Source organism: Pseudoduganella sp. LjRoot289 (assembly GCF_964252925.1).
In the GTDB taxonomy this organism is placed as follows: domain Bacteria; phylum Pseudomonadota; class Gammaproteobacteria; order Burkholderiales; family Burkholderiaceae_D; genus Rugamonas.
Window position 1 is genome coordinate 1 of the sequence record NZ_CAXUPN020000002.1, and the last position, 22,185, is coordinate 22,185.

Sequence of the window (22,185 nt, forward strand, 5' to 3'; positions counted from 1 at the left end):
AAAGTAAATGCAACAAATGCACGAGTGCAGGCCTGACCCCAAAGTAGGTAGAATCGCAGCATGCGCGTGAAACCCTCGATTGTCTTGATCCTGCTGGGCGCCGTCTGCGTGATCGCGGCGGCGTTCTGGGTCGGTACGCTGCGCGCGCAGGCGGATTTGATGGCGCAGGGCCGCCGCCAGCTGGAACTGATGGCGCCGGACCTGCAGTCCGCCATGCAGAAGTATGAAACCCTGCCCTTCGTGCTGGGCTTCCAGCCGGACCTGATCCAGGCCCTGGCCCACCCCAACGACGCGCCCACCATCGCGCGCCTGAACCAGTCCCTGCGCACCATCCAGCAGCAAGCCAAGGTCGGCGCCATCTATATGATGGACCGGCACGGCCTGACGCTGGGCGCCAGCAACTGGGACCAGCCGCTCGGCTTCGTCGGCAAGAATTTCTCCTACCGCCCCTATTTTCACGAAGCGCTCAGCGGCCGCGCAGGCCTGTTCTACGGCATCGGCACCAGCACCAGCGAGGCGGGCTATTTCATCGCGCAGCCGGTGTACCGCAACGGCACGGCAGGCGGCCCGGTCGAAGGTGTGGTGGCGGCTAAAATCAGCCTGGCCGACTTCGAGCAGACCTGGGGCAGCAGCGAACACGCCATTGCACTGGCCGACCGCCACGGCGTGATCTTCCTCAGCAACCAGCCGCAGTGGCGCTACCGCAGCCTGCAGCCGCTCGGCGCGGCCACCGAAGCGGAACTGGCGCGCACGCAGCAATATCTCGGCCGCAAAATCGTCGCGCTGCCAGCACATCCGGGCGAGTACGCCGCGCGGCCGGTCGGGCGTCTCGGCTGGCAGTTGATCCTGTTCCCGGCGCAGGCACGCGTGCAGCGCGCGGGCGTGCTGTGGGCGCTGGGCGCCTTGCTGCTGCTATCCTGCGCGGCCGTGTCGTGGTGGGCCATGCACCAGCGCCGGCGCAGGCTGGAGGAGCGCAAGGAGTCGCGCCGGGCCTTGCAGCAGGCCGAGCGCGAACTCGATAGCCGCATCGTCGAACGCACGCAGCAACTCCGCCAGACCAACCAGGACCTGGAGAACAAATACCTGCGCTTGCAGGAGACCGAACGCATGCTGCGCTCGACGCAAAATGAACTGGTCCAGGCGGGCAAGCTGGCCATGCTGGGCCAGATGGCTGCCGGCGTGACGCATGAACTGAACCAGCCGCTGGCTGCCATCCGCGCCTTCGCCGACAATGCGCGTACTTTCCTCCAGCGTGGCCAGCCGGCGCAGGCCGAATCGAACCTCGGCCACATCAGCGACGCCAGCGCGCGCATGGGCGCCATCATCAGCCAGCTCAAAGGCTTCGCGCGCAAGGACGAATCGATTTGCACGGTGGACCTTGCGAAGTCGGTGCGCGCGTCGGCCTTCCTGATGGAGAGCGAGTTCCGCCGCCAAGGCGTGGCGCTGGAGGTCGACACCGGGGCGCCGCCGCCAGCCGAGGCGATGCTCGTCGCCGGCGACGCCGTGCGCATCGAACAAGTGCTCATCAACCTGCTGCGCAACGCGCTGGACGCGGTGGAAGAGGCGCCGCAGCGGCGCGTGGCGATCGCGCTGGCGCGCGCCGGCGAGCACGCCGAGGTGCGCATCAGCGACAGCGGCGGCGGCATCCCAGAGCAAGTTGCGGCGCACCTGTTCGAGCCGTTCTACACCACCAAACCGTCCGGCAAAGGCCTCGGTTTGGGACTGGCGATTTCGTCGTCCATCGTGCAGGCCATGAATGGCCAGCTATCGGCGCATAATCTGCCTGACGGCGGCGCGCAGTTCGTGTTGCGCCTGCCCCTGCAAACGGAAAAAGACTGATGCAAGCATTACTGATCGAAGACGAAGCGGCGCTGCGCCTGGCCACCACGCAGACGCTGGAACTGGGCGGCTTCAGCGTGCAAGCCTGCGCCAGCGCCGAGGAAGCGCAGCCGCTGCTGCGCGCCGATTATCCCGGCGTGGTGGTCACCGATGTACGCCTGCCCGGCCGCTCCGGCCTGGAGCTGCTGGCGCAAGTGACCGCGCTGGACGCGGAGCTGCCGGTGATCGTCGTCACCGGCCATGGCGACGTGAACATGGCGGTGGCCGCCATGCGCAGCGGCGCCTACGACTTCATCGAAAAACCGTTCGCCTCCGAGCGCCTGATGGACGCGGTGCGCCGCGCGCAGGAGCGCCGCAGCCTGGTGCTGGAAAACCGCGAACTGCGCGCCGCGCGCGCGCTGCATCCGGATACGCCGGACCTGATCGGCCGTTCCGAATCCATCGAGCGCCTGAAGGTCCTGGTGCGCAATGTCGGCCCGGCCGGCGTGGACATCCTGATCAACGGCCAGACCGGCACCGGCAAGGAAGTGATGGCGCGCCTGCTGCACGCCGCCAGCGGCCGCAAGGGCAACTTCGTCGCCATCAATTGCGGCGCGCTGCCCGAGTCGGTGTTCGAGAGCGAGATCTTCGGCCACGAAGTGGGCGCCTTCACCGGCGCGCAGAAGCGCCGCATCGGCAAGCTCGAATATGCCAACGGCGGCACGGTCTTCCTGGACGAGATCGAGAGCATGCCGATGGCTTTGCAAGTGAAGCTGCTGCGCGTGCTGCAGGAGCGCCGCCTGGAGCGGCTGGGCGCCAACGAGGGCGTGGCGCTGGACTGCCGCGTGGTTGCCGCCAGCAAGGCGGACCTGCTGCAACTGAGCGCGCAAGGGCTGTTCAGGGAAGACCTGTACTACCGCATCGGCGTGGTCGCCATCGACTTGCCGCGCCTGCGCGAGCGGCGCGAGGATATCCCGCTGCTGCTGGCGCACTTCGTGCAGGAGGCGGCGCTGCGCTACCAGCGCCCGGTGCCGCAATGGAGCGCCCAGGAGATGGCTGCGTGGCAGGCGGCCGACTGGCCCGGCAACGTGCGGGAACTGCGCAACTTCGCCGAACGGTTGACACTGGGCCTCGCGCCGTCCGTTCCCGCCGCGGCCACCGTCCTGGCCGGCACGGGCGCGGCGCACGGAGCCGGTCCGGCGATGGCGTTTGGCGCCGCCGCCGTGCCGGCCCAGCCGCCCGGCGAGCCCTCCCTTTCCCAGCAAGTCGACACCTTCGAACGCGACCTGATAACGCAAGCGCTGGCCGCCGCCGATGGCAATGTCGCCCTCGCCGCAGACAACCTCAACGTCCCGCGCAAGACCCTGTACGACAAGCTCAAGAAGTATCAAATTAGCACCAGCCGCAAGTGATCCGCACCAATACGTAGTAAAGCTACAGCAATTGGATTACCATAATAGGCGAATTCGAGCTGCAATTGCTTAATTTGTAGCTCAACTACTTTGGAGGCAGGTCTATGGCTGGGAACGTTGGTGTGAAGTTGTCGCTCGGTGCAGCATTGGTGGCGGTGGCGTTCGGTGCGCATGGGGCAACGCAGCTGTCCGTACAGCCCCCCATGCTTTTAAGCGCCTGCGACGCGCCGTTCGAGACCGTGCTGCACGCGTCGAACGCCTTCGATGCGCGCGCGGTCTGGCTGAACCGCCAGTTGGTCAAATGGCCGGGCGCAGATGCCGGCGCAAGGTTCAAGCTGTACCACTCCGCCACGGGCCGAATCAACGCCGTGGCAGGAGCGAAAGTCTCCGGCGCCGATGGCTCCTTGACCATGGCCGTCCATCCCGCCGCCACCCCTTCGGACGCGGCGCAGCGATTCAAGTATGTGGGCGCGGGCGCGCTACTGGCCGTGGCGCAAGCCGACCAGGCCAGGCTGCCCGCACTGCTCAAACAGCAGCTGGTGCTGGTGCAGGAAAGCGCCGACGGCACCGTGCGCGATGCCACCGCCTTGCAGATCGCCGGCGCACTGGACGACATCTATGCCGCTGCCGGAAAGACCGCCGGCCTTGGCGTGAGCGCAGCCAAAGACCGCACCGGCTTCAAGCTGTGGGCGCCAACCGCGCAGCACGCCGCCGTCTGCACTTACGACAAGGGCTACGGCAAAGCCGCAGCCATCGAATCAATGCGCTTCGACGCGACCACCGGCACCTGGTCCGCGGCCAAACGCGGCGACCTATCGGGAAAATACTACAAGTACGTGGTGGACGTGATCGCTCCGGGAAAAGGACTGGTGCGCAACCTCGTCACCGACCCTTATTCCATCAGTCTCACCACTGATTCGCTGCGCAGCTACATCGCCGACCTGGACTCGGCCAGGCTGAAACCCGCAGGCTGGGACGAGACGCCGGTGCCGGACAGGGTCGCGGCGCAGACCGACATGTCGGTGTACGAACTGCACGTGCGCGACTTCTCGATCAACGACAACACGGTGAGCATCGCAAATCGCGGCAAGTACACCGCCTTCACCGAGAGCGGCTCGAATGGCATGAAGCACCTGGCCGCGCTGAGCCGCGCCGGCATGACCGACATCCACCTGCTGCCGGTGTACGATATCGGCTCGGTGCCCGAGCAAGGCTGCGTTGCGCCGCAGCCTAGCGGTGCGCCGGACGGCGAAGGCCAGCAGGCGCTGGTCGGCGCCACCTTCATCAAGGATTGCTACAACTGGGGCTACGACCCTTACCACTACAGCGCACCGGAAGGCAGCTACGCCACCGATGCGGCCGACGGCGCGCGCCGCATCGTCGAATTCCGCCAGATGGTGATGGCGCTGCACAAGGCCGATCTGCGCGTGGGCATGGACGTGGTCTACAACCACACCTACATCGCCGGCCAGAATGAAAAATCGGTGCTGGACCGCGTGGTGCCGGGCTACTACCATCGCCTGAATGCCAAGGGCGCCATTGAACGTTCGACCTGCTGCGACAACACGGCAACCGAGAACATGATGATGGCCAGGCTGATGATCGATTCGGCCGAGCTGTGGACGCGCCACTACAAGGTCGACTCCTTCCGCTTCGACCTGATGGGCCACCAGCCGCGCGCGGCGATGGAGACCCTGCAGGCGCGCGTGGACAAGGCGGCCGGGCGCAAGGTGAACCTGATCGGCGAAGGCTGGAATTTTGGCGAGGTTGAAAACGGCGCGCGCTTCGTGCAGGCATCGCAGCTGTCGTTGAACGGCAGCGGCATCGGCACCTTCAGCGACCGCGGCCGCGACGCGGTGCGCGGCGGCGGCGCGGGCGATTCCGGCGAAAAAATGTTCAGCATGCAGGGCTACATCAACGGCCTGGTGTACGACCCCAACGCCTACGCCGGCCAGCGCCCCAAGGAGGACCTGTTGCGCACTGCCGACCTGATACGCGTCGGGCTTGCTGGCAGTGTACGCAGCTACGCCATGCAGACCTGGCAGGACAAGGTCATGGAACTGCAGGCCATCGACTACAGCGGCCAGCCCGCCGGCTACGCCAGCGAACCTTCCGAGGTGGTGAACTACGTCGAGAACCACGACAACCAGACCATGTACGACGTGAACGCCTTCCGCCTGCCGCTCGCGACCAGCGGCGCCGAACGCGCACGGGTGCAGATGCTGGGCGCCGCGATCAACGCGTTCAGCCAGGGTGTGGCCTACTACCACGCGGGCTTCGACATCCTGCGTTCCAAGTCGCTCGACCGCAACAGCTTCGAATCCGGCGACTGGTTCAACCGCCTGGACTGGAGCTACCGGGACAATTACTTCGGCGTCGGCCTGCCGCCGGCGGCCGACAACGGCAAGGACTACGCGCTGCTCAAGCCCCTGCTGGCCAATGCCGCGCTCAAACCCGCGCCGGCCGACATCGCGTTCGCGCGCGACGCCTTCCGCGACCTGTTGAAGATCCGCGCCAGCAGCACGCTGTTCCGCCTTCGCACGGCGGCCGACATCAGGCAGCGCCTGCATTTCCTGAATACGGGCTCTGCGCAAGTGCCGACGGTGGTGGCCGCGCGCATCGACGGCGCGGCTTATCCCGGCGCAGGGTTCAAGACGGTGAGCTATTTCATCAACGTGGACAAGGTAGAACAGAGCATCGTCGCCGACGGGGAAAAGGCCAGGCGCTACCGTTTGCACCCCGTGCACAGCGCCGGCGGCGCGGCCGACCGGCGCGCGCAAGCCGCACGCTACGACAGCGCCACCGGCCGCTTCACCATCCCTGCCCGCACCGCCGTGGTGTTCGTCGAGTAAACACCTCCCCTTGTCATCCCCGCCTTCGCGGCGATCCGCGATGCAGGATGACAGCAGCGACTGCTACGGTTGCTTGTCGAGTAAGCACCTCCCCTTGTCATCCTCGCGCAAGCGGGGATCCATGCAGCGCGTGCGGCGTGGCGGCATATGGATCCCCGCCTTCGCGGCGGCTCGCCGATGCAGGATGACAGCCGGCGACCGCTACTTGAGGGCTGCGGCGAGCAGAGCGATGCCACCCTTAACCGGCAGTGTGACTTCGCCGCCCCTCACCACTGCAGTGGCGCCGGAGTAGTAGTCCTTCAGCTTCTGTCCGTCGGCGAACACGCCGCCAACCTTGATGGTGCTGCGCGCGGCGCCAGGCACATCGAGCGCCACCACCACCTTGTCGCTGATCCCGTCCTTTTCATACGTGCGCTTGAAGGTATACGGCTGGTCGGCGATCTTTTCGTGCAACCCGGCCCCCACCGCGACGTGCGCGTGGCGGAACCGGCCCAGCCTGGCCCAGTGCGCGCGCACTTCGGCCACCCTGTAGCCGTCGCGCTGCACGTTCTTCGCCAAATCGTCCCAGTTCATATACGTGCGCAGCTTGGCGTCGCCTTGCGCGCCGGGCGCGTCGAGCACGCGCGCGGTCTCGTCGCCGTAGTAAATCTGCGCGGCGCCCGGCGCCAGCAGCAGCTTGTTCGCCGTCTCGTAGGGCTTCTTGCGCTCGGCGTCGAACGGGTTGCCGTCGTCGTGCGAGGCGGTGTAGTTCAGCAGCGATTGCCCCTTCAGCGGACCTTGCAGCGCGGCCGCGTATTTGCTGAACAGGGTTTCGTAGTCCTGCTTGCCGTCCCACACCAGCCCGAAGTTGATCATGCCGTCAAAGCCGTTGTCGTAGAAGTCGACCTTGGCGCCGCCGCCCATGTCGAATTCCTTGCCGTGCGCGATGTTGTAGCCGTACACTTCGGCCAGCATGTAGAACTTCTCGTTCAAGGCCTTGCCGGGATGGGCGCGTTTCCAGTCTTCATGCGCGGCCTCGGCCACCGTGTGCAGCTCCTTCCAGATGCCGGGCTCGGTGTGCTTCACGGTGTCGGCGCGGAAGCCGTCGATGCCGAACTTGCGCACCCAGTCGGCATGCCATTTCATCAGGTAGTAGCGCGGCGCGCGCGGGTAGCCGGTGCGGGCGAAGAATGCGTCCAGCTCTTTCACCTCGCGCTCGTAGCGCCCTTCCCTCTTCCATTTCGCCGCCAGCGCGTCCGGCAGCGCGACGCTGGCATTGCTGTCGGTGCGCACGTCCGGCAATCCCTTCACCAGCGCGCAGTCGACGTTGGTGGCGACGTCCTTGTAGGTGCAAACCGGATCGAGCCGCACCCAGTCCGCCGGCCATGCGGGTTCGGCGTCCGTGAACGGCGCGGTGTGGTTCATCACCACATCCAGCAGCACGCGGATGCCGCGCGCGTGCGCCGCTTCGACGAAGTCCCTGAAGTCTTTTTCGGTGCCCAGGTTGGCATCCACCGCCGTGAAGTCGCGCGCCCAGTAACCATGGAAGCCGTAGGACTTTCCGGTGCCTTCGTCGGTCGATCCGTGCAGCTGCTCGACCGGCGGCGTGAGCCACAGCACGTCGACGCCCAGGCTGTCGAAGTAGCCGGCCTTCAGCTTGGCGGTCACGCCTTTCAGGTCGCCGCCCATGTAGCCGCGCTGCGGCGCGGCGTCGGCCTTGCGGCCGTAGGACAGGTCGTTGCGCTTGTCCGCATTGTTGAAACGGTCCGTCAACAGGAAGTAGACGGTGGCGTTCTCCCACAGGAATGGCTGGTCCGGCGCCGGCCGCGCCGCCTGTGCGTTCATGCTGCCGGCGAGCAGCGCCAGTGACAGTGCGATGGGAGATAGTTTCATGCAGTGCGGTCCTTGTGGTTGGTGTTATGTGATCACGGTCGGCGTGGCGCGTCCCGTGTGCATGGCGATGCTGGCCACGCTTTCGGCGGCGGCGATCAGACTCGCCAGAGCTTGCTGCGTGGGCCGGTGGTGCTGGGCCGGGTCGGCTTCATGCAGCTCGAGATAAACGCGCAGGGTGGCGCCCTCGGTGCCGGTGCCGGACAGGCGGTAGACGATGCGCGAGCCATCCTTCATGACGATGCGTACACCCTGCTGCTGCGCACTGGAGCCGTCGACCGGATCGGTGTAGGCAAAATCGTCGGCGAAATCGACTTCGTGCGTGTTCAGTACCGTGCCCGCCAGCACCGGCAGCTTGATGCGCAGGTCCGCCATCAGCAGGCGTGCGGCTTCCGCGTCGACCGCCTCGTAGTCGTGCCGCGAGTAGTAGTTGCGGCCAAAGCGCGCCCAGTGGGCTGCGACGATTTCTTCGACCGGCTTGCCGGTGGCTGCCAGCAGGTTGAGCCAGAACAGCACGGCCCACAGGCCGTCCTTCTCGCGGATGTGGTCCGAGCCGGTGCCGTAGCTCTCCTCGCCGCACAGCGTGGCCAGGCCGGCGTCCAGCAGCGTGCCGAAGTACTTCCAGCCGGTAGGCGTTTCGTAGCAGGGGATACCGAGCGCCTCGGCCACGCGGTCGGCCGCGCGCGAAGTGGGCATGGAACGCGCGATGCCTTTCAGGCCGGCGCGGTAGCCCGGCGCCACGCCTGAATTGGCCGCCAGGATGGCCAGGCTGTCCGACGGCGTGACGTCGAACCTGCGCCCGACGATCATGTTGCGGTCGCCGTCGCCGTCCGACGCGGCGCCGAAGTCCGGCGCGTCGTCCTCGGCCATCAGCGCGATCAGCTGCGCCGCGTTGACAGGATTCGGATCGGGATGGTGGCCGCCGAAGTCCTCCAGCGGTTCGCCGTTGATGACGGTGCCGGCCGGCGCTCCCAGCATGCCCTCGATGATGGCTTTCGCGTAGGGACCGGAGACGGCGCTCATGCCGTCGAAGCGCATGGTGAAGCCGCCTGCGAACAGCTTGCGGATCGCGCCGAAGTCGAACAGGCGCTGCATCAGTTCCGCGTAGTCGGCCACGGGGTCGATGACTTCGATGCGCATCTGCTCCATCTGCCCGCTGCCGACGCGGTCGATGTCGATGTCGGCGGCGTCGCTGATGCGGTATTGGGTGATCGTCTCGCTGTGGTGGAAAATCGCCTCGGTGACGCTTTCAGGGGCCGGTCCGCCTGCCGCGATGTTGTACTTGATGCCGAAGTCGCCGTCAGGCCCGCCCGGATTGTGGCTGGCCGACAGGACGATGCCGCCCGACGCCTGGTGCTTGCGTATCACGCAGCTGACGGCGGGCGTGGAGAGGATGCCGCCACGGCCCACCAGCACGCGCGCGTAGCCGTGCGCCGCCGCCATGCGCAGGATGGTCTGGATGGCGGCGCGGTTGTGGTAGCGGCCATCTCCGCCCAGCACCAGCGTCTTGCCCTCGCAGTCGCCCAGGGTATAGAACACGCTCTGGATGAAATTTTCAAGATAGTGCGGCTGCTGGAAAGTGCCGACCTTCTTGCGCAGGCCCGAGGTGCCCGGCCGCTGGCCGGGGATCGGGTGAGTTGTAATCGTCTGGATTGCCATGTTTGCTCCCTATCGTATGCTGGACAGCATCTACCTTACGGCAGAAGAGCGGCGCATGGCGCTGCATTGCAGGGGGCGGCTGCGTCTACTCGGCGTTGTCGCGCACCAGCAGGGTCAGCACGCCGCCTATCATCATGCATATGCCGCCGACCACCAGCGCCTGGACCGGGCGGCCGCCAAACACGTGCATGACCAGCGGGCCAAGCACCAGGCCGGCGACGATTTGCGGTATCACGACGAAGAAGTTGAACAGGCCCATGTAGTAGCCCATGCGCTTGGCGGGCAAAGCGCCTGCCAGGATCGCATACGGCATCGTCAGCACGCTGGCCCAGGCGACGCCGACACCCACCATCGGCAGCAGCATCATCTGCTTGTCGCTAATGAAGTACATGGACACCAGGCTGGCGCCACCTACGAGCAGGCAGATCATATGCACCATGGTGCGGCTGGTGTAGCGCGCCAGCACCGGCAGGCCAAACGCGGCCAACGCGGATACGCCGCCATAGGTCGCGAACATGATGCCGACCCAGTTGCCGCCTGCCTGGAAGGCCGCCGACTGCGCATCGGCCGTATGGAACACGTTGTCGGCCACGGCCGGCGTGGAATAGACCCACATGGCGTAGAGGCCAACCCAGGTGAAGAACTGGACCGCCGCCAGCTGCACCATCGTTTTGGGCATGCGGGTGAAGCCGCCCAGGATCTCGGCCAGGGCCTTGGCCGTGCCGCCCTTGCGTTCGCGCTCGAAGGCGGCCATATCGTCCGGAGGCGCTTCGCTGGTGCTGAAGACCGTCCACATCACCGCGATCGCATAGGCCGCGCCGCCGACGTAGTAGGAATAGCGCACGGTGTCGGGAATGGCGCCATTAAGCGGCACATTGCTCACGCCGAGATAGTCCGTGAAGATCGTCGGCAGCAGCGACGCAACGACACCGCCGCAGCCGATAAAGAAGGTCTGCATCGCGAAACCGGCAATCTGCTGCGAATTGGAGAGTTTGTCGCCGACGAAAGCGCGGAACGGCTCCATCGACACGTTGATCGACACGTCCATCAGCCACAGTACGATCACCGCAAACCACAACGCCGTTGAATTGGGCATCAGGAACAGCGCGAGCGCAGCCAGCAGCGCGCCGACAAAGAAGAAGGGACGGCGGCGGCCCCAGTAAGCATGCCAGGTGTTGTCGCTGAGGTAGCCGATAATCGGCTGCACCAGCAAACCGGTGACGGGCGCCGCCAGCCACAGGACCGACAACTCGCCCATCTCGGCCCCCAGCGTCGAGAAGATGCGGCTGGTATTGGTATTCTGCAGCGCGAAGCCGAACTGGATGCCGAAGAAGCCGAAACTCATGTTCCAGAGTTGCCAGAATGTCAGCCTGGGCTTAGTGGATGATGATTGCATACCTGCCTGTCCCCGATTTTTATGGTCCTGGCTGGATGCCGGACTGAGTGTGTAACGCCAATTTGTAGTAAAGTAACACGCTGATATTGCCGTGTCAATCCGAATGGCTCATAGTAGAATTAACGGGTTAGCCCGATCCCAACCCTTCTCGAGACACCGTTTTGTAGTCAAATAACAGAAAACTATATGACAACACCTGTACGCTCCAAGACCGCCGCCACGGCCGCCCTCCTGCTGCTGGCCAGCCCCCTCGCCCGGTCGCAGCATGCCGACCGCACACTGGAAGGCGCCAGGCTGAACGGCAACCAGCTGGAGATCGTCGCCAGCGACGGCCGATACCTCATCAAACCATATTCAGCCCGTATCGTGGAAACCACGTTCGTGCCGCAGGGCGAGGCTTTCGACCCGGCTTCGCACGCGGTGGTGCTGGCCGCCGGCCAGGACGGCGCGACACTGAAGGACGCCGGCGGCCAGCTGGAATACGCGCTCGCCGGCGGCATCAGCGTCACCGTGACCAAGGCGCCGTTCCGCATCGCCTACGCCTACAAGGGCAAGCCGCTGGTGCAGGAAAAGCGCGGCTACCACAAAAAGGACGGCGCGGAGGTGATCGACTTCGAGCTCGACAAGGACGAGGCGCTGTACGGCGCCGGCGCGCGCGCGGTGGGCATGAACCGGCGCGGCAACCGCTTCGCCCTATACAACAAGGCACACTACGGCTACGACGACCGCTCGGAACTGCTGAACTTCACGCTGCCGGTGGCGATGTCGTCGAAGATGTATGCACTGCACTTCGACAACGCGGCCATCGGCCACCTGGACTTCGACAGCAGGAAGGACAACACGCTGGCTTACGAAACCATCAGCGGGCGCAAGACCTACCAGGTGATCGCCGGCGACAGCTGGGAGGACGTGGTGGGCAGCTACACCAGCCTGACCGGCCGCCAGCCGCTGCCGCCGCGCTGGGCCTTCGGCAATTTCGCCAGCCGCTTCGGCTACCACACCGAGCAGGAGGCGCGCGAGGTGGTCGACAAGTTCGCCGCAGAGAAGATCCCGCTCGACGCCATCGTGTTCGACCTGTACTGGTTCGGCAAGGACATCAAGGGCACCATGGGCAACCTGGCCTTCGACAAGGACAACTTCCCCACGCCGAAGAAGATGATCGCGGACTTCAGCGCCCAGGGCGTGAAGACGGTGCTGATCACCGAGCCCTTCGTGCTGACCTCGTCGAGCAAATGGCAAGACGCGGTCGACAAGCACGCGCTGGCCACCGATCCGTCCGGCGCACCGGCGCAGTACGACTTCTACTTCGGCAACACGGGTCTGATCGATATCTACAGCAAGGAAGGCAAAGACTGGTTCTGGGATATCTACAAGGGCCTGCGCAAGGACTACGGCGTGGCCGGCTGGTGGGGCGACCTGGGCGAGCCCGAGGTACATCCCTCTTCCGTGAAGCACGCCACCGGCACCGCCGACCAGGTGCACAACACCTACGGCCATGACTGGGCGCGCCTGATCTTCGAAGGCTACCGGAAGGACTTCCCGGACGAGCGCCCCTTCATCCTGATGCGCGCAGGTTATTCGGGTTCCCAGCGTTTCGGCCTGATACCATGGTCGGGCGACGTCAACCGCAGCTGGGGAGGCCTGAAGGCGCAGCCCGAGATCGCACTGCAGATGGGCATGCAGGGCCTGGGCTATATGCACTCGGACCTGGGCGGTTTCGCCAACGCCTGCCTGGACGACGAGCTCTACACCCGCTGGCTGCAGTACGGCGTGTTCCAGCCGGTGTTCCGCCCGCACGCGCAGCAGGAAGTGCCGTCCGAGCCGGTGTTCCGCGAAGAGGCCACCAGGGCGCTGGCGCGCGAGGCCATCCGCCTGCGCTACAGCATGCTGCCGTATAACTACACGCTGGGCTTCGACAACAGCCGGCAAGGCCTGCCGCTGATGCGCCCCATGCTGTACGAGGAGCCGGAGAACGAGAACGCGCGCAACCTGGTGAGCAGCTATCTGTGGGGCCGCGAGTTCGTGGTCGCGCCGATCACCGAGCCGGGCGCGCGCCGCAAGGAAGTCCACCTGCCGGCCACCAGCCCCGCGTGGTTCGACTTCAACAGCGGCCGCCGCTACCCGGGCGGCATCACCGCCGTGGTGCCGGTAGTGCCGGACCACATCCCGGTGTTCGTACGCGCGGGCGCCTTCATTCCCATGGTGCAGCCGGTGCAAAGCACGCGCGACTACAGCACCCGCAAGCTGGAACTGCATTACTACCACGATGCGGCGGTGCTGTCGGGCAGCGGCAAGCTGTACGACGACGACGGCGCCACGCCGGACGCCTACGCCCAAGGCAAGTACGAGATCGTGCGCTTCGCCAGCGCGGCCGGCAACGGCGGCAAGCAGCTGGTCGTCACGCTGGATTCGGAAGTGGGCAAGCAGTACCGGCGTCCGGAACGCAGCGTGGCGCTGCATGTGCACAACGTGGCCGCCAGGCCTGCGCGCGTGACACTGGAAGGACAGCCGGCGCAATTCGGCTGGAACGCCAAGCGCCGGTTGCTGACGGTGCAGCTGCCTGCCACCAGGCGCGCGTCCAGCAGCGTCGCCATCACGCTGCGGTAACCATCCCACGGCGGCGGGCCTCCCGGCCCGCCGCTATCCCTCCGGCGCAATTGTCAAACCCGCCACGCCACCGCATACTGCAGCCATAACTGCAAAGGATATGCGATGGAAGGTTCCACTCCCCTGTTGATGGCCATGGTCTACCTCAGCGCCGGCGTGCTGGCGGTGCCGGTCGCCCAGCGCCTCGGCCTCGGCTCGGTGCTCGGCTACCTGGTGGCCGGTCTGCTGATCGGGCCCTCGGCGCTGGCCTTTGTGCACGACCCAGCCGAGGTGATGCACTTCGCCGAATTCGGCGTCGTCATCATGCTGTTCCTGATCGGCCTGGAGGTGCAGCCTTCGCTGCTGTGGCATATGCGCACCGCTTTCTTCGGCCTGGGCGGCCTGCAGGTGCTGCTGAGCGGCCTGGCGCTGGCCGCCATCGGCCTGGCCTTCGGCATGGACTGGCAGGCGGCCGTGGCGCTGGGCTTCATCCTGTCGCTGTCGTCCACCGCCGTGGTGCTGCAGTCGCTGGAGGAAAAGGGCTTGCGCAAAACGCCAACCGGCCAGGCCTCGCAAGGCATACTGCTGTTCCAGGACGTGGCCACCATCCCCATGATCGCGGCGCTGCCGCTGCTGGCCGACGACAGCGTGTCGAATGCCGCCGAAACCGGCCTGCTGAAAGGCTACCCGGCCTGGGCCCATGCCGCCGCCGTGATCGGCGCGGTGATCATCGTCATCCTGGTCGGCCGCTTCCTGATGCGGCCCGCCTTCCGCTACATCGCCAAGATACGTTCGCGCGAGATCTTCACCGCGCTGGCGCTGCTGCTGGTCGTGGGCGTGTCGCTCTTGATGCAGGCGGTGGGATTGCCCGCCGCGCTGGGTGCCTTCCTTGCCGGCGTGGCCCTGGCCGACAGCGAATTCCGGCGCGAGCTGGAAGGCGACATCGAGCCGTTCCGCGGCCTGCTGCTCGGGCTGTTCTTCATGTCGGTCGGCGCCAGCGTCAACCTGGCGCTGGCGGCGCAGCATTTCGGCCTGCTGGCGGCCATGGTGTTCGGCCTGATGGCGGTGAAAGCGGCCGTCATCTACGGCGTGATGCGCGCCTTCGGCATCCCCGCGCGCACCGCCGCGCAAACCGGCGCGGCGCTCAGCCAGGGCGGCGAGTTCGCCTTCGTGCTGCTGGGCCTCGCCTCCGCTGCAGGCGTCATCGCGGCCGACATCTCGGCGTTGTCGGTCGCCGCCGTCGCCATCTCCATGGCGCTCACGCCGTTCGCGCTGATGCTGTACGACCGCCTGGCCGGGCCAGGCTTCTCCAGCAAGCCGGAGCCGGAAGCGGGCTCGCTGGAACATGAACCGGACGTCATCGTGGCCGGCTTCGGCCGTTTCGGCCAGATCGCCGCGCGCCTGCTGATGGTCAATAAATTCAACATCTCCACGCTGGACGCCAGCGCCGAACAGGTGGAACTGGTGCGCCGCGTCGGCCGCCGCGTCTACTACGGCGACGCCACCCGGCTCGACCTGCTGCGCGCCGCCGGCGCCGCACAGGCCAAGCTGCTGATCGTCGCCATCGACGACCGCGACCAGGCCGAGGCGCTGGTGGAAATAGCGAAGCAGTACTTCCCCAACCTGACCATCCTGGCGCGCGCCTACGACAGGCGCCACGCCTACCGCCTGCTGGACCGGGGCGCGCACGTGGTCGAGCGCGAAACCTTCGAGGGCGGACTGGCCATCGGCGAGAAGGCCTTGCGCGCGCTGGGCCTGGCACCGGACGACGCGGCCAGAGCCAGCGCCAGCTTCCGCCGCCACGACGAGGAGATGGTGACGGCGCTGGCCAAAGTCTGGGGCGACGACGAAAAATTCGCGGTGGCGCTGCGCGAGTCGAGCGAACGCATGAACCAGTTGCTGGCAGCGGACATGGAAGACCGCAGCCTGGAGCCGCAGGCCGGGTCTCAAGGCGAGTCTCAAGCCGAAACTCAAGCCGGGCCTCAAGCCGAACCGCACGCCCTGCCGCAACCCTGATCATCCGTGCATCGCGCGCCGGCGCGAAACGCTACACTCTTCGCAGGCTGGATCCGGCCCGGCCACAAGGAGACACGCATGAAGAAAACCTACACCGGCAGCTGCCACTGCGGCGCAGTGCGCTTCGAAGCCGACATCGACCTGAGCGCCGGCACCGGCAAGTGCAACTGCTCGGTCTGCACCAAGACCCGCAACTGGGGCGCCATCGTGAAGCCGGAGGCGTTCCGCCTGCTGGCCGGCGAGGAGTCGCTCAGCGACTATCAATTCAATACCATGAGCGCCCACCACCTGTTCTGCCGCAACTGCGGCGTGCACGCTTTCGGGCGCGGCTACATCGAGGAAGTGGGCGGCCACTATGTCAGCGTCCAGGTGGCCTGCCTGGACAACGCCACGCCGGATGAGCTGATCGCCGCGCCGGTGCACTACTCGGACGGCCGCCACAACAACTGGCAGAATCCGCCCGCCGAGACGCGCCACCTGTAGCGGCGGGCGTTGCTGTTACAAACCGACATGCAGTCATCCTCACGGCCAGTGTATATTAGCCAACTCACAAACCCGAAGGAGATCGCAGTGTCCAAACCGCTGTACATGAAGGCCATCCCCGTCGCCGTTCTGCTGGCCCTGAGCGCCTCACAGCTCGCCCAAGCCCAGAACGCGAAAACGCCTGCCAAAAGCAAGCCGACCGTCGCCGAAGCCGAACGCTTCCTGAACGACACCGAAGCAAAACTGGAAAAACTCAGCCTGGAGGGCAACCGCGCCCAATGGGTCGCGCAAAACTTCATCACCGAAGACACCGAGGCGCTGGCCACTTATTTCGGCGAGCGCCAGCTGACCGCCTCCGGCGAAGCCGCCCTGGCCGCGCGCCGCTACAACGGCCTGAAACTGAAGGACGATTACGCGCGCAAGCTCAAGCTGCTGCAGCTGACCTTGATGCTGTCCGATCCGAAGGAACGCGAAGCCTATGCCGCCAAGAACGCGGCGCTGAACGGCGCCTACGGCAAAGCCAAATACTGCCCGACCGGCGGCCAGGACTGCCTGCCGCTGGGCGAGCTGGAGAAAGTGCTGGCCACCAGCCGCGATCCGGCCAGGCTGAAGGAAGTGTGGATGGGCTGGCACGCGCAAGCGCCGTCCTACAAGCAGATGTACGTCGACTATGTCGCCCTGTCCAACAAGGGCGCGCGCGAAATGGGCTTCGCCGACACCGGCGCCCTGTGGCGCTCGCAGTACGACATGCCGCCGGAAGCCTTCTCGGCCGAGATGGAACGCATGTGGCAGCAGGTCAAGCCGCTGTACGACTCGCTGCACACCTACGCACGCTACAAGCTGCGCGCCGCCTACGGCCCGGACGTGGTGCCGGCCAGCGGCCCTATCCCGGCCCACCTGTTCGGCAATATGTGGAGCCAGAGCTGGGAGAACATCTACCCGCTGCTCAAACCCGCCGCCAACGCCAGCAGTTTCGATCTGACCAAGGTGCTCGAAGAGCGCAAGACCGACGCAAAGCAGATGACACAGTACGCCGAGCGCTTCTACACCTCGCTCGGCATGCAGAAGCTGCCCGAGACCTTCTGGCAGCGCTCCCTGCTGACCAAGCCGCGCGACCGCGAAGTGGTGTGCCACGCATCCGCCTGGACCATGGACGGCAAGGAAGACGTGCGCATCAAGATGTGCATACGCCCGACCGACGAAGAGTTCAAGGTGATCCACCACGAGCTGGGCCACATCTACTACGACCTGGCCTACAACAAGCAGTCCTTCCTGTTCCAGGGCGGCGCCAACGACGGTTTCCACGAAGCCATCGGCGACACCGTGGCGCTGTCGATCACGCCGGACTACCTGAAGAAAGTGGGCCTGATGGACCAGGCGCCGGAAGCGAACGCCGATATCGGCGAGCTGCTGCAGCGCGCACTGGCCAAGGTGGCCTTCCTGCCGTTTGCCTACTCGGTGGACAAGTGGCGCTGGGACGTCTACGCCGGCAAGACGCAGCCGGCCGACTACGACAAGTCCTGGTGGCAGCTGCGCGAGCAATACATGGGCGTGAGCCGTCCGGCGTCGCTGGCCGCAGGCGGCTTCGATGCAGGCGCCAAGTACCATGTCGCGGCCGACGTGCCGTACGCGCGCTACTTCCTGGCCCACATGCTGCAGTTCCAGTTCCACCGCGCGCTGTGCCGCGAAGCCGGCTACACCGGCCCGCTGCACCGCTGCTCGGTGTACGGCAACCAGAAGGCCGGCGCCAAGCTGCAGCAGATGCTGGCGATGGGTGCGAGCAAGCCATGGCCTGAAGCGTTGAAAGCCGTCTCCGGCGAAGAGCGCATCGACGGCTCGGCGCTGCTGGACTACTTCGCCCCGCTGAAGACCTGGCTCGACGACCAGAACCGCCAGCTGGCCGCCGCCGAAGCCGCGAAGAAGTAGCACTAAGCAAGTAAGCACTAAGCCACACCGCGCGGCGCAGCAACTCCAGCGCCGTGATTGAAAAAAACCCCGCCATGCTCTGCGAGCATGGCGGGGTTTTCAACATCCAACTGACGGGCTTAGAACTTGTAGTTCGCGCCCAGCAGGATGGTGCGGCCGTACTTCTGGTATTCCAGCTGCTGGTTGCGGCTGCCGTTATACGTTTCATACGCGGCATTGCGCAGGTTGTTGACCTGGGCCACAACACCCAGACCCTTCAGCGGACCGTCCTGGAAGGAGTAGCCGATCTGGAAGTCGATGATGTTCTCGCCGACCACGTAACGCAGCGAACGCTCTGCCGCGAAGTTGCCGATCTCGCCCACGAAGTCCGAACGCTTGCGCTGCGACACGCGGGTTTCGAAACCGTTCTTCTCGTAGTAGAAGGTCAGGTTGGTGGTGTGCTTCGACAGGCCTGGCAGCGGAATCGCCTTGCCGATGCTGCCGTCCGGATCTTCGATCGCGATGGCGCTGTCGGTGTAGGTGTGGCTGGCAACCACGCCGAAGCCGTCCAGTACCGGGGTCAGCATGCTCAGCGGCATGGAACCGGACAGTTCCGCGCCCTTCATGCTGCCGCCATTGCCGTTGTAAGGCGCTTTGTAGTCGCCGATGGCGGTGTTGGCTTTCGTGCCCGGGATGTAGCCCGAGAAGTCATAGCTCTTGGTCTGCGTGAAGATGTAGGTGTCCAGCTTCTTGTAGAACGCGGCCGCCGCCAGGTAGGCCTTCTTGCCGAAGTACTTCTCGTACGAGACGTCGAAGGCCTTGGCGCGCCATGGATCCAGGCGCGCGTTGCCGCCGCTTGCACCCGGCTTGAAGGTGGTGTCGCTCACGCCGAAGTCCAGCGCGGAACGCAGCTGGTCCACGCGCGGACGGGCGAGCTGCTTGGCCAGGGCCACGCGCACGGTCTGGTCGCCTTCCAGCGCGAACGCCAGGTTCATGCTTGGCAGGTAGTCGGTGTAGGTCTTGCCGTCATGCACAGGCTTGACTTGCTGGCCGGCCGGCGCGGTGCCGTCGTAGTAGTTCGAATCGGACGACTGGTCGGTGTGCTGCGCTTGCACACCTACGTTACCGCGCATGGTCACGCTGCCGAAATCATGCTCGATGTTGGCTTTGACGAAGGCCGTGGTGATCTTCTCCGACACTTCCCAGTTCTTCGAGATCAGATAGCTCGCGGTGGCGTTCGGCTGGAAAGTCATGTACTTGGCCACGACCGCAGGCACGTTCCACGACGGGATGGTGCCGATGCCGGCGAAGCCCAGGCCAACCGGCGCGTACAGCAGGTCGCTCGAGATGGTGGTCGGATTGCCGACCAGGTTGATGTTGCCTTCCGGCTGGGTCTTGACCTTCTCGCGGTCGCTGTAGTTGCCGCCTACTTCGAAGCTCTGCATCCACGATTCGAGCGCGGCCGGCGCGTCGAACTTGGCCGACAGCTTGAAGCTCTTCAGCGTGTCTTCCACTTTCGGGGTCTTGCCGTAGCCGGAGCCGTAGATGGTGCCCTTCACATACAGCTGCGCGGGATCGCTGTAGCTGCGGGTCGGGACCATTTGCGGGAAGGCGCCGCTGCCGAAGGCCAGCTTGACGTTGTCCAGGTATTGCACCGAATTGACGGCGCCCAGCTGCAGGTTGTTTTCCAGGCTGGTCTCGTCGCGCTTGGCGTTCGAGTAGCTGGCGTCGGCCACCAGGGTCACGCCGTCCAGGCGCAGTTCATTGTTCCAGCCCAGCGCGCGGATATCGTCCTTGCGCTTGTCGTACATGCCGCGCACCAGCGGGTAGACATTGTTGGCGGTGGCCGTGCCCATGGCGTTGCCGTTGTTGGTCACATTGGTGAACACAGGATCGGGCTTCAAGCCGCCGTTGTAGCCGCCCAGATTCACTTCCCACTGGTTGGCGGTGTCTTCGTGCTTGAAGGTGGACGCGTACATGTCCAACATGCTGGTCCACTGCTTGCTCGGACGGTATTGCACCACGGCCATCAGGCCGTCGCGGCGGTTGAAGCCGCTGCGCGCCAGCGCCTTGATGCCGTCGGTGATGGTGGTGCCGGCCGCGACGCCTGGACGGGAGTCCGTCTTCCACGGTTCATAGATGCCGGTTTCCTGCGCCAGCACCGGCGACTCCAGGTGGGCGAAGCCGATCGCCACGCCCAGGGTGCGGTTCAGGAACTGGTCGATATAGCTGAAGCTGACGCGGTTGCCCTGGTCGTTGGCGTTGGAGATCTTGCCGACCGAATTCTTTTCACCGCGCACATTGGCGGCGAAGGTACGCTTGCCGAAAGCCAGCGGACGCACGGTTTGCAGGTCCAGCGTGCCGGACAGGCCTTGGCCGATCAGGCCGGCGTCCGGGGTCTTGTAGATGGTGACGCCGCTCATCAGTTCCGACGGGTACTGGTCGTACTCGACGGAGCGGTTGTCGCCGGTCGACACTTGCTCGCGGCCGTTCAGCAGCGTGGTCGAGAAGTCGGGCGACAGGCCGCGCACGGAGATCACCTGGGCGCGGCCGGCGACGCGCTGGGCGGCCAGACCCGGCAGGCGGGCGATCGATTCGGCGATGGAGGCGTCCGGCAGTTTGCCGATGTCTTCGGCGGAGATTGCTTCGACGATGGAGGTGGCGGTTTTCTTCACCGAGATGGCGTCTTCAATGCCGCGGCGGATGCCGGACACGGTCACCGAGGTGACTGGCGCGTCGCTTGCAGCGGCGCCGCTGGTCTGCGCATGGGCCGAACCGGCCAGCGCGGAAACGAACAAGGCGCAGGCAGCAGCCACCGGACTCAGTTGCAGGACTGCGCGCTGGGTGCGCTCAGATGCGAAATTCTTCATTAGGAATGTCCCCTCTTATGACAAATCAAAAGTCCCGCAATGACAGCCGCAGCTAGCGAAGCGCTGTTTATTTCGACTACACGGGAGCCAGCAAAGCAAACGCTCTTAAGTCGTTCTGTCTAGAATTTTGTACTAAAACTAGATGCTGAGTCAATTAAAGTTCATCCCAACTACGCATTCCGAAGGCTTCAGCCTGTGCCTCACTCTAGCAAGCCACAGCATCTCGTTGTATTTCAGCTACACGCCGACCGGCGCCTATCTGTAGTCGAACTACAAAAAAGCGGATTCCGCGTCACCTGGACAGCAAAAACCGCAGCGGCACCTCCACCCGTTCGCGCCAGGCCGGTTCGCTGTGCGCGGCGCCGGGGAAGACCTGGCTGATCCAGTCCACGCCCGCGCGGTAGCCCTTGGCGCGCACTATCGCATCCACCTGCTGCTGGTAAGGCGCGTAAAGCGCATCCAGCGTGGCGTCGCCATGGTCGAAATACAGCTTGTGGCGCCCTGCGCGCGGCAATTTGCGCGCCAGCCAGTCGAAGTAGGCCGCCGCGTAGCGCACCGGACGCGGATCGTCCTTATCGGTCAGCAAATTGAAATTCGTCGTCAGCGGCCAGTGCGTGGACAGGCAGGCCGCCCCGGCGAACACCTCCGGATAGCGCGCCAGCGCGTACAGCGAGATCAGCCCGCCCATGGACGAACCCATGATAAAGGTGTCGGCGCGCTCGGGACTGGTACGGAAGCGGGCGTCGACGGCCGGCTTCAGTTCGTCGACGATGAAGCGCAAATACTCCTCGGACAGCGTGGGCTGGCCGCCCGGGATGGGAGGGTCGCCCAGCAGCGACGCGCGCAACGCGGGCGCCAGCGCCTCGACGGCCGCCGCCGGGCCATACTCCCGGGCGCGCTCGCGGCCGCTGGCGATGCCGACGATGATGGCCGGCCGCAGCGCACCAGCCTCCAGCAGCGCAGCCAAGCGCTTGTGCACATCCCAGGGCTGGCGGCCCGTGGCGGTGCCCGGGTCGAACAGGTTCTGGCCGTCATGCATATACAGTACCGCATGACGCTCGCCCTTCGGGTCGTAGCCGGGCGGCAGCCAGACGACTACCTTGCGCGGCGCCACCTGCCTGGACGGGAAGTCGCCAAGACTGACAAAACTCCCCTCCCCAGCCGCCGCCAAGGACGGGATACCCAACACGGCCAGACCCAGGCCAGCCAATGCCGCTATACGCCCGCGTTGCACCATTGATTCCCCCTGTACCAAAACTAGATGAAAAATTACAGCATTTCCACGGTATTATCTGGAAAATTCTGCAAATATCGCGCCA

The 22,185-nt window shown here is 65.4% G+C and carries 12 protein-coding genes; 7 read left to right on the forward strand and 5 right to left on the reverse strand.

Annotation, left to right across the window (positions count from 1 at the left end; translation table 11 throughout):
• The first annotated feature begins 60 nt into the window (after window positions 1-60).
• The 3 genes from ACSQ8Y_RS28390 (at window position 61) to ACSQ8Y_RS28400 (ending at window position 6,082) form a co-directional block, all read left to right on the forward strand.
• Window positions 61-1,839: an ATP-binding protein gene (locus ACSQ8Y_RS28390; RefSeq protein WP_436269929.1), complete on the forward strand. Its 1,779-nt coding sequence runs from the start codon at window positions 61-63 to the stop codon at window positions 1,837-1,839.
• Window positions 1,839-3,230, forward strand: a complete 1,392-nt coding sequence (locus tag ACSQ8Y_RS28395; RefSeq protein ID WP_436269930.1) for a sigma-54-dependent transcriptional regulator — start codon at window positions 1,839-1,841, stop codon at window positions 3,228-3,230. The genes ACSQ8Y_RS28390 and ACSQ8Y_RS28395 overlap by 1 nt, the downstream gene beginning before the upstream one ends.
• A 203-nt stretch (window positions 3,231-3,433) precedes the next feature.
• Window positions 3,434-6,082, forward strand: a complete 2,649-nt coding sequence (locus ACSQ8Y_RS28400) for an alpha-1,6-glucosidase domain-containing protein (protein ID WP_436269931.1) — start codon at window positions 3,434-3,436, stop codon at window positions 6,080-6,082.
• Window positions 6,083-6,283: 201 nt separating this feature from the next.
• On the opposite strand, the gene ACSQ8Y_RS28405 is transcribed toward ACSQ8Y_RS28400, so the two are convergent.
• The 3 genes from ACSQ8Y_RS28405 to ACSQ8Y_RS28415 form a co-directional block, all read right to left on the reverse strand.
• Window positions 6,284-7,954, reverse strand: coding sequence for an alpha-amylase family glycosyl hydrolase (locus ACSQ8Y_RS28405; protein WP_436269932.1), 1,671 nt, complete (start codon window positions 7,952-7,954; stop codon window positions 6,284-6,286).
• 24 nt (window positions 7,955-7,978) lie between these two features.
• Window positions 7,979-9,610: an alpha-D-glucose phosphate-specific phosphoglucomutase gene (locus tag ACSQ8Y_RS28410; RefSeq protein WP_436269933.1), complete on the reverse strand. Its 1,632-nt coding sequence runs from the start codon at window positions 9,608-9,610 to the stop codon at window positions 7,979-7,981.
• 85 nt (window positions 9,611-9,695) lie between these two features.
• On the reverse strand, window positions 9,696-10,955 hold the full coding sequence (locus ACSQ8Y_RS28415) for an MFS transporter (RefSeq protein WP_436269934.1): 1,260 nt from the start codon (window positions 10,953-10,955) through the stop codon (window positions 9,696-9,698).
• A gap of 237 nt (window positions 10,956-11,192) precedes the next feature.
• Between ACSQ8Y_RS28415 and ACSQ8Y_RS28420 the strand changes: the two genes are divergently transcribed.
• The 4 genes from ACSQ8Y_RS28420 (at window position 11,193) to ACSQ8Y_RS28435 (ending at window position 18,017) form a co-directional block, all read left to right on the forward strand.
• Window positions 11,193-13,613, forward strand: a complete 2,421-nt coding sequence (locus ACSQ8Y_RS28420; RefSeq protein ID WP_436269935.1) for a TIM-barrel domain-containing protein — start codon at window positions 11,193-11,195, stop codon at window positions 13,611-13,613.
• Window positions 13,614-13,718: 105 nt separating this feature from the next.
• A complete protein-coding gene (locus tag ACSQ8Y_RS28425; RefSeq protein ID WP_436269936.1) occupies window positions 13,719-15,608 on the forward strand; it encodes a monovalent cation:proton antiporter-2 (CPA2) family protein in 1,890 nt (629 codons plus the stop codon).
• Between the two features lie 78 nt (window positions 15,609-15,686).
• Window positions 15,687-16,091: a GFA family protein gene (locus ACSQ8Y_RS28430; protein WP_436269937.1), complete on the forward strand. Its 405-nt coding sequence runs from the start codon at window positions 15,687-15,689 to the stop codon at window positions 16,089-16,091.
• Between the two features lie 87 nt (window positions 16,092-16,178).
• On the forward strand, window positions 16,179-18,017 hold the full coding sequence (locus tag ACSQ8Y_RS28435) for a M2 family metallopeptidase (protein ID WP_436269938.1): 1,839 nt from the start codon (window positions 16,179-16,181) through the stop codon (window positions 18,015-18,017).
• Between the two features lie 119 nt (window positions 18,018-18,136).
• Here ACSQ8Y_RS28435 and ACSQ8Y_RS28440 read toward each other — a convergent pair whose 3' ends face one another.
• Both ACSQ8Y_RS28440 and ACSQ8Y_RS28445 read right to left on the reverse strand, forming a co-directional pair.
• On the reverse strand, window positions 18,137-20,866 hold the full coding sequence (locus ACSQ8Y_RS28440; protein ID WP_436269939.1) for a TonB-dependent receptor: 2,730 nt from the start codon (window positions 20,864-20,866) through the stop codon (window positions 18,137-18,139).
• Between the two features lie 292 nt (window positions 20,867-21,158).
• Complete coding sequence (locus ACSQ8Y_RS28445; protein ID WP_436269940.1) at window positions 21,159-22,103, reverse strand: alpha/beta hydrolase; 945 nt, start codon at window positions 22,101-22,103, stop codon at window positions 21,159-21,161.
• Window positions 22,104-22,185 lie beyond the last annotated feature (82 nt).

Excerpts from the sequence above, each read along its gene's own strand:
- ACSQ8Y_RS28390 (WP_436269929.1), top strand. The coding sequence starts at position 61 with ATGCGCGTGAAACCCTCGATTGTCTTGATCCTGCTGGGCGCCGTCTGC.
- ACSQ8Y_RS28395 (WP_436269930.1), top strand. The coding sequence starts at position 1,839 with ATGCAAGCATTACTGATCGAAGACGAAGCGGCGCTGCGCCTGGCCACC.
- ACSQ8Y_RS28400 (WP_436269931.1), top strand. The coding sequence starts at position 3,434 with ATGCTTTTAAGCGCCTGCGACGCGCCGTTCGAGACCGTGCTGCACGCG.
- ACSQ8Y_RS28405 (WP_436269932.1), bottom strand. The coding sequence starts at position 7,954 with ATGAAACTATCTCCCATCGCACTGTCACTGGCGCTGCTCGCCGGCAGC.
- ACSQ8Y_RS28410 (WP_436269933.1), bottom strand. The coding sequence starts at position 9,610 with ATGGCAATCCAGACGATTACAACTCACCCGATCCCCGGCCAGCGGCCG.
- ACSQ8Y_RS28415 (WP_436269934.1), bottom strand. The coding sequence starts at position 10,955 with ATGAGTTTCGGCTTCTTCGGCATCCAGTTCGGCTTCGCGCTGCAGAAT.
- ACSQ8Y_RS28420 (WP_436269935.1), top strand. The coding sequence starts at position 11,193 with ATGACAACACCTGTACGCTCCAAGACCGCCGCCACGGCCGCCCTCCTG.
- ACSQ8Y_RS28425 (WP_436269936.1), top strand. The coding sequence starts at position 13,719 with ATGGAAGGTTCCACTCCCCTGTTGATGGCCATGGTCTACCTCAGCGCC.
- ACSQ8Y_RS28430 (WP_436269937.1), top strand. The coding sequence starts at position 15,687 with ATGAAGAAAACCTACACCGGCAGCTGCCACTGCGGCGCAGTGCGCTTC.
- ACSQ8Y_RS28440 (WP_436269939.1), bottom strand. The coding sequence starts at position 20,866 with ATGAAGAATTTCGCATCTGAGCGCACCCAGCGCGCAGTCCTGCAACTG.
- ACSQ8Y_RS28445 (WP_436269940.1), bottom strand. The coding sequence starts at position 22,103 with ATGGTGCAACGCGGGCGTATAGCGGCATTGGCTGGCCTGGGTCTGGCC.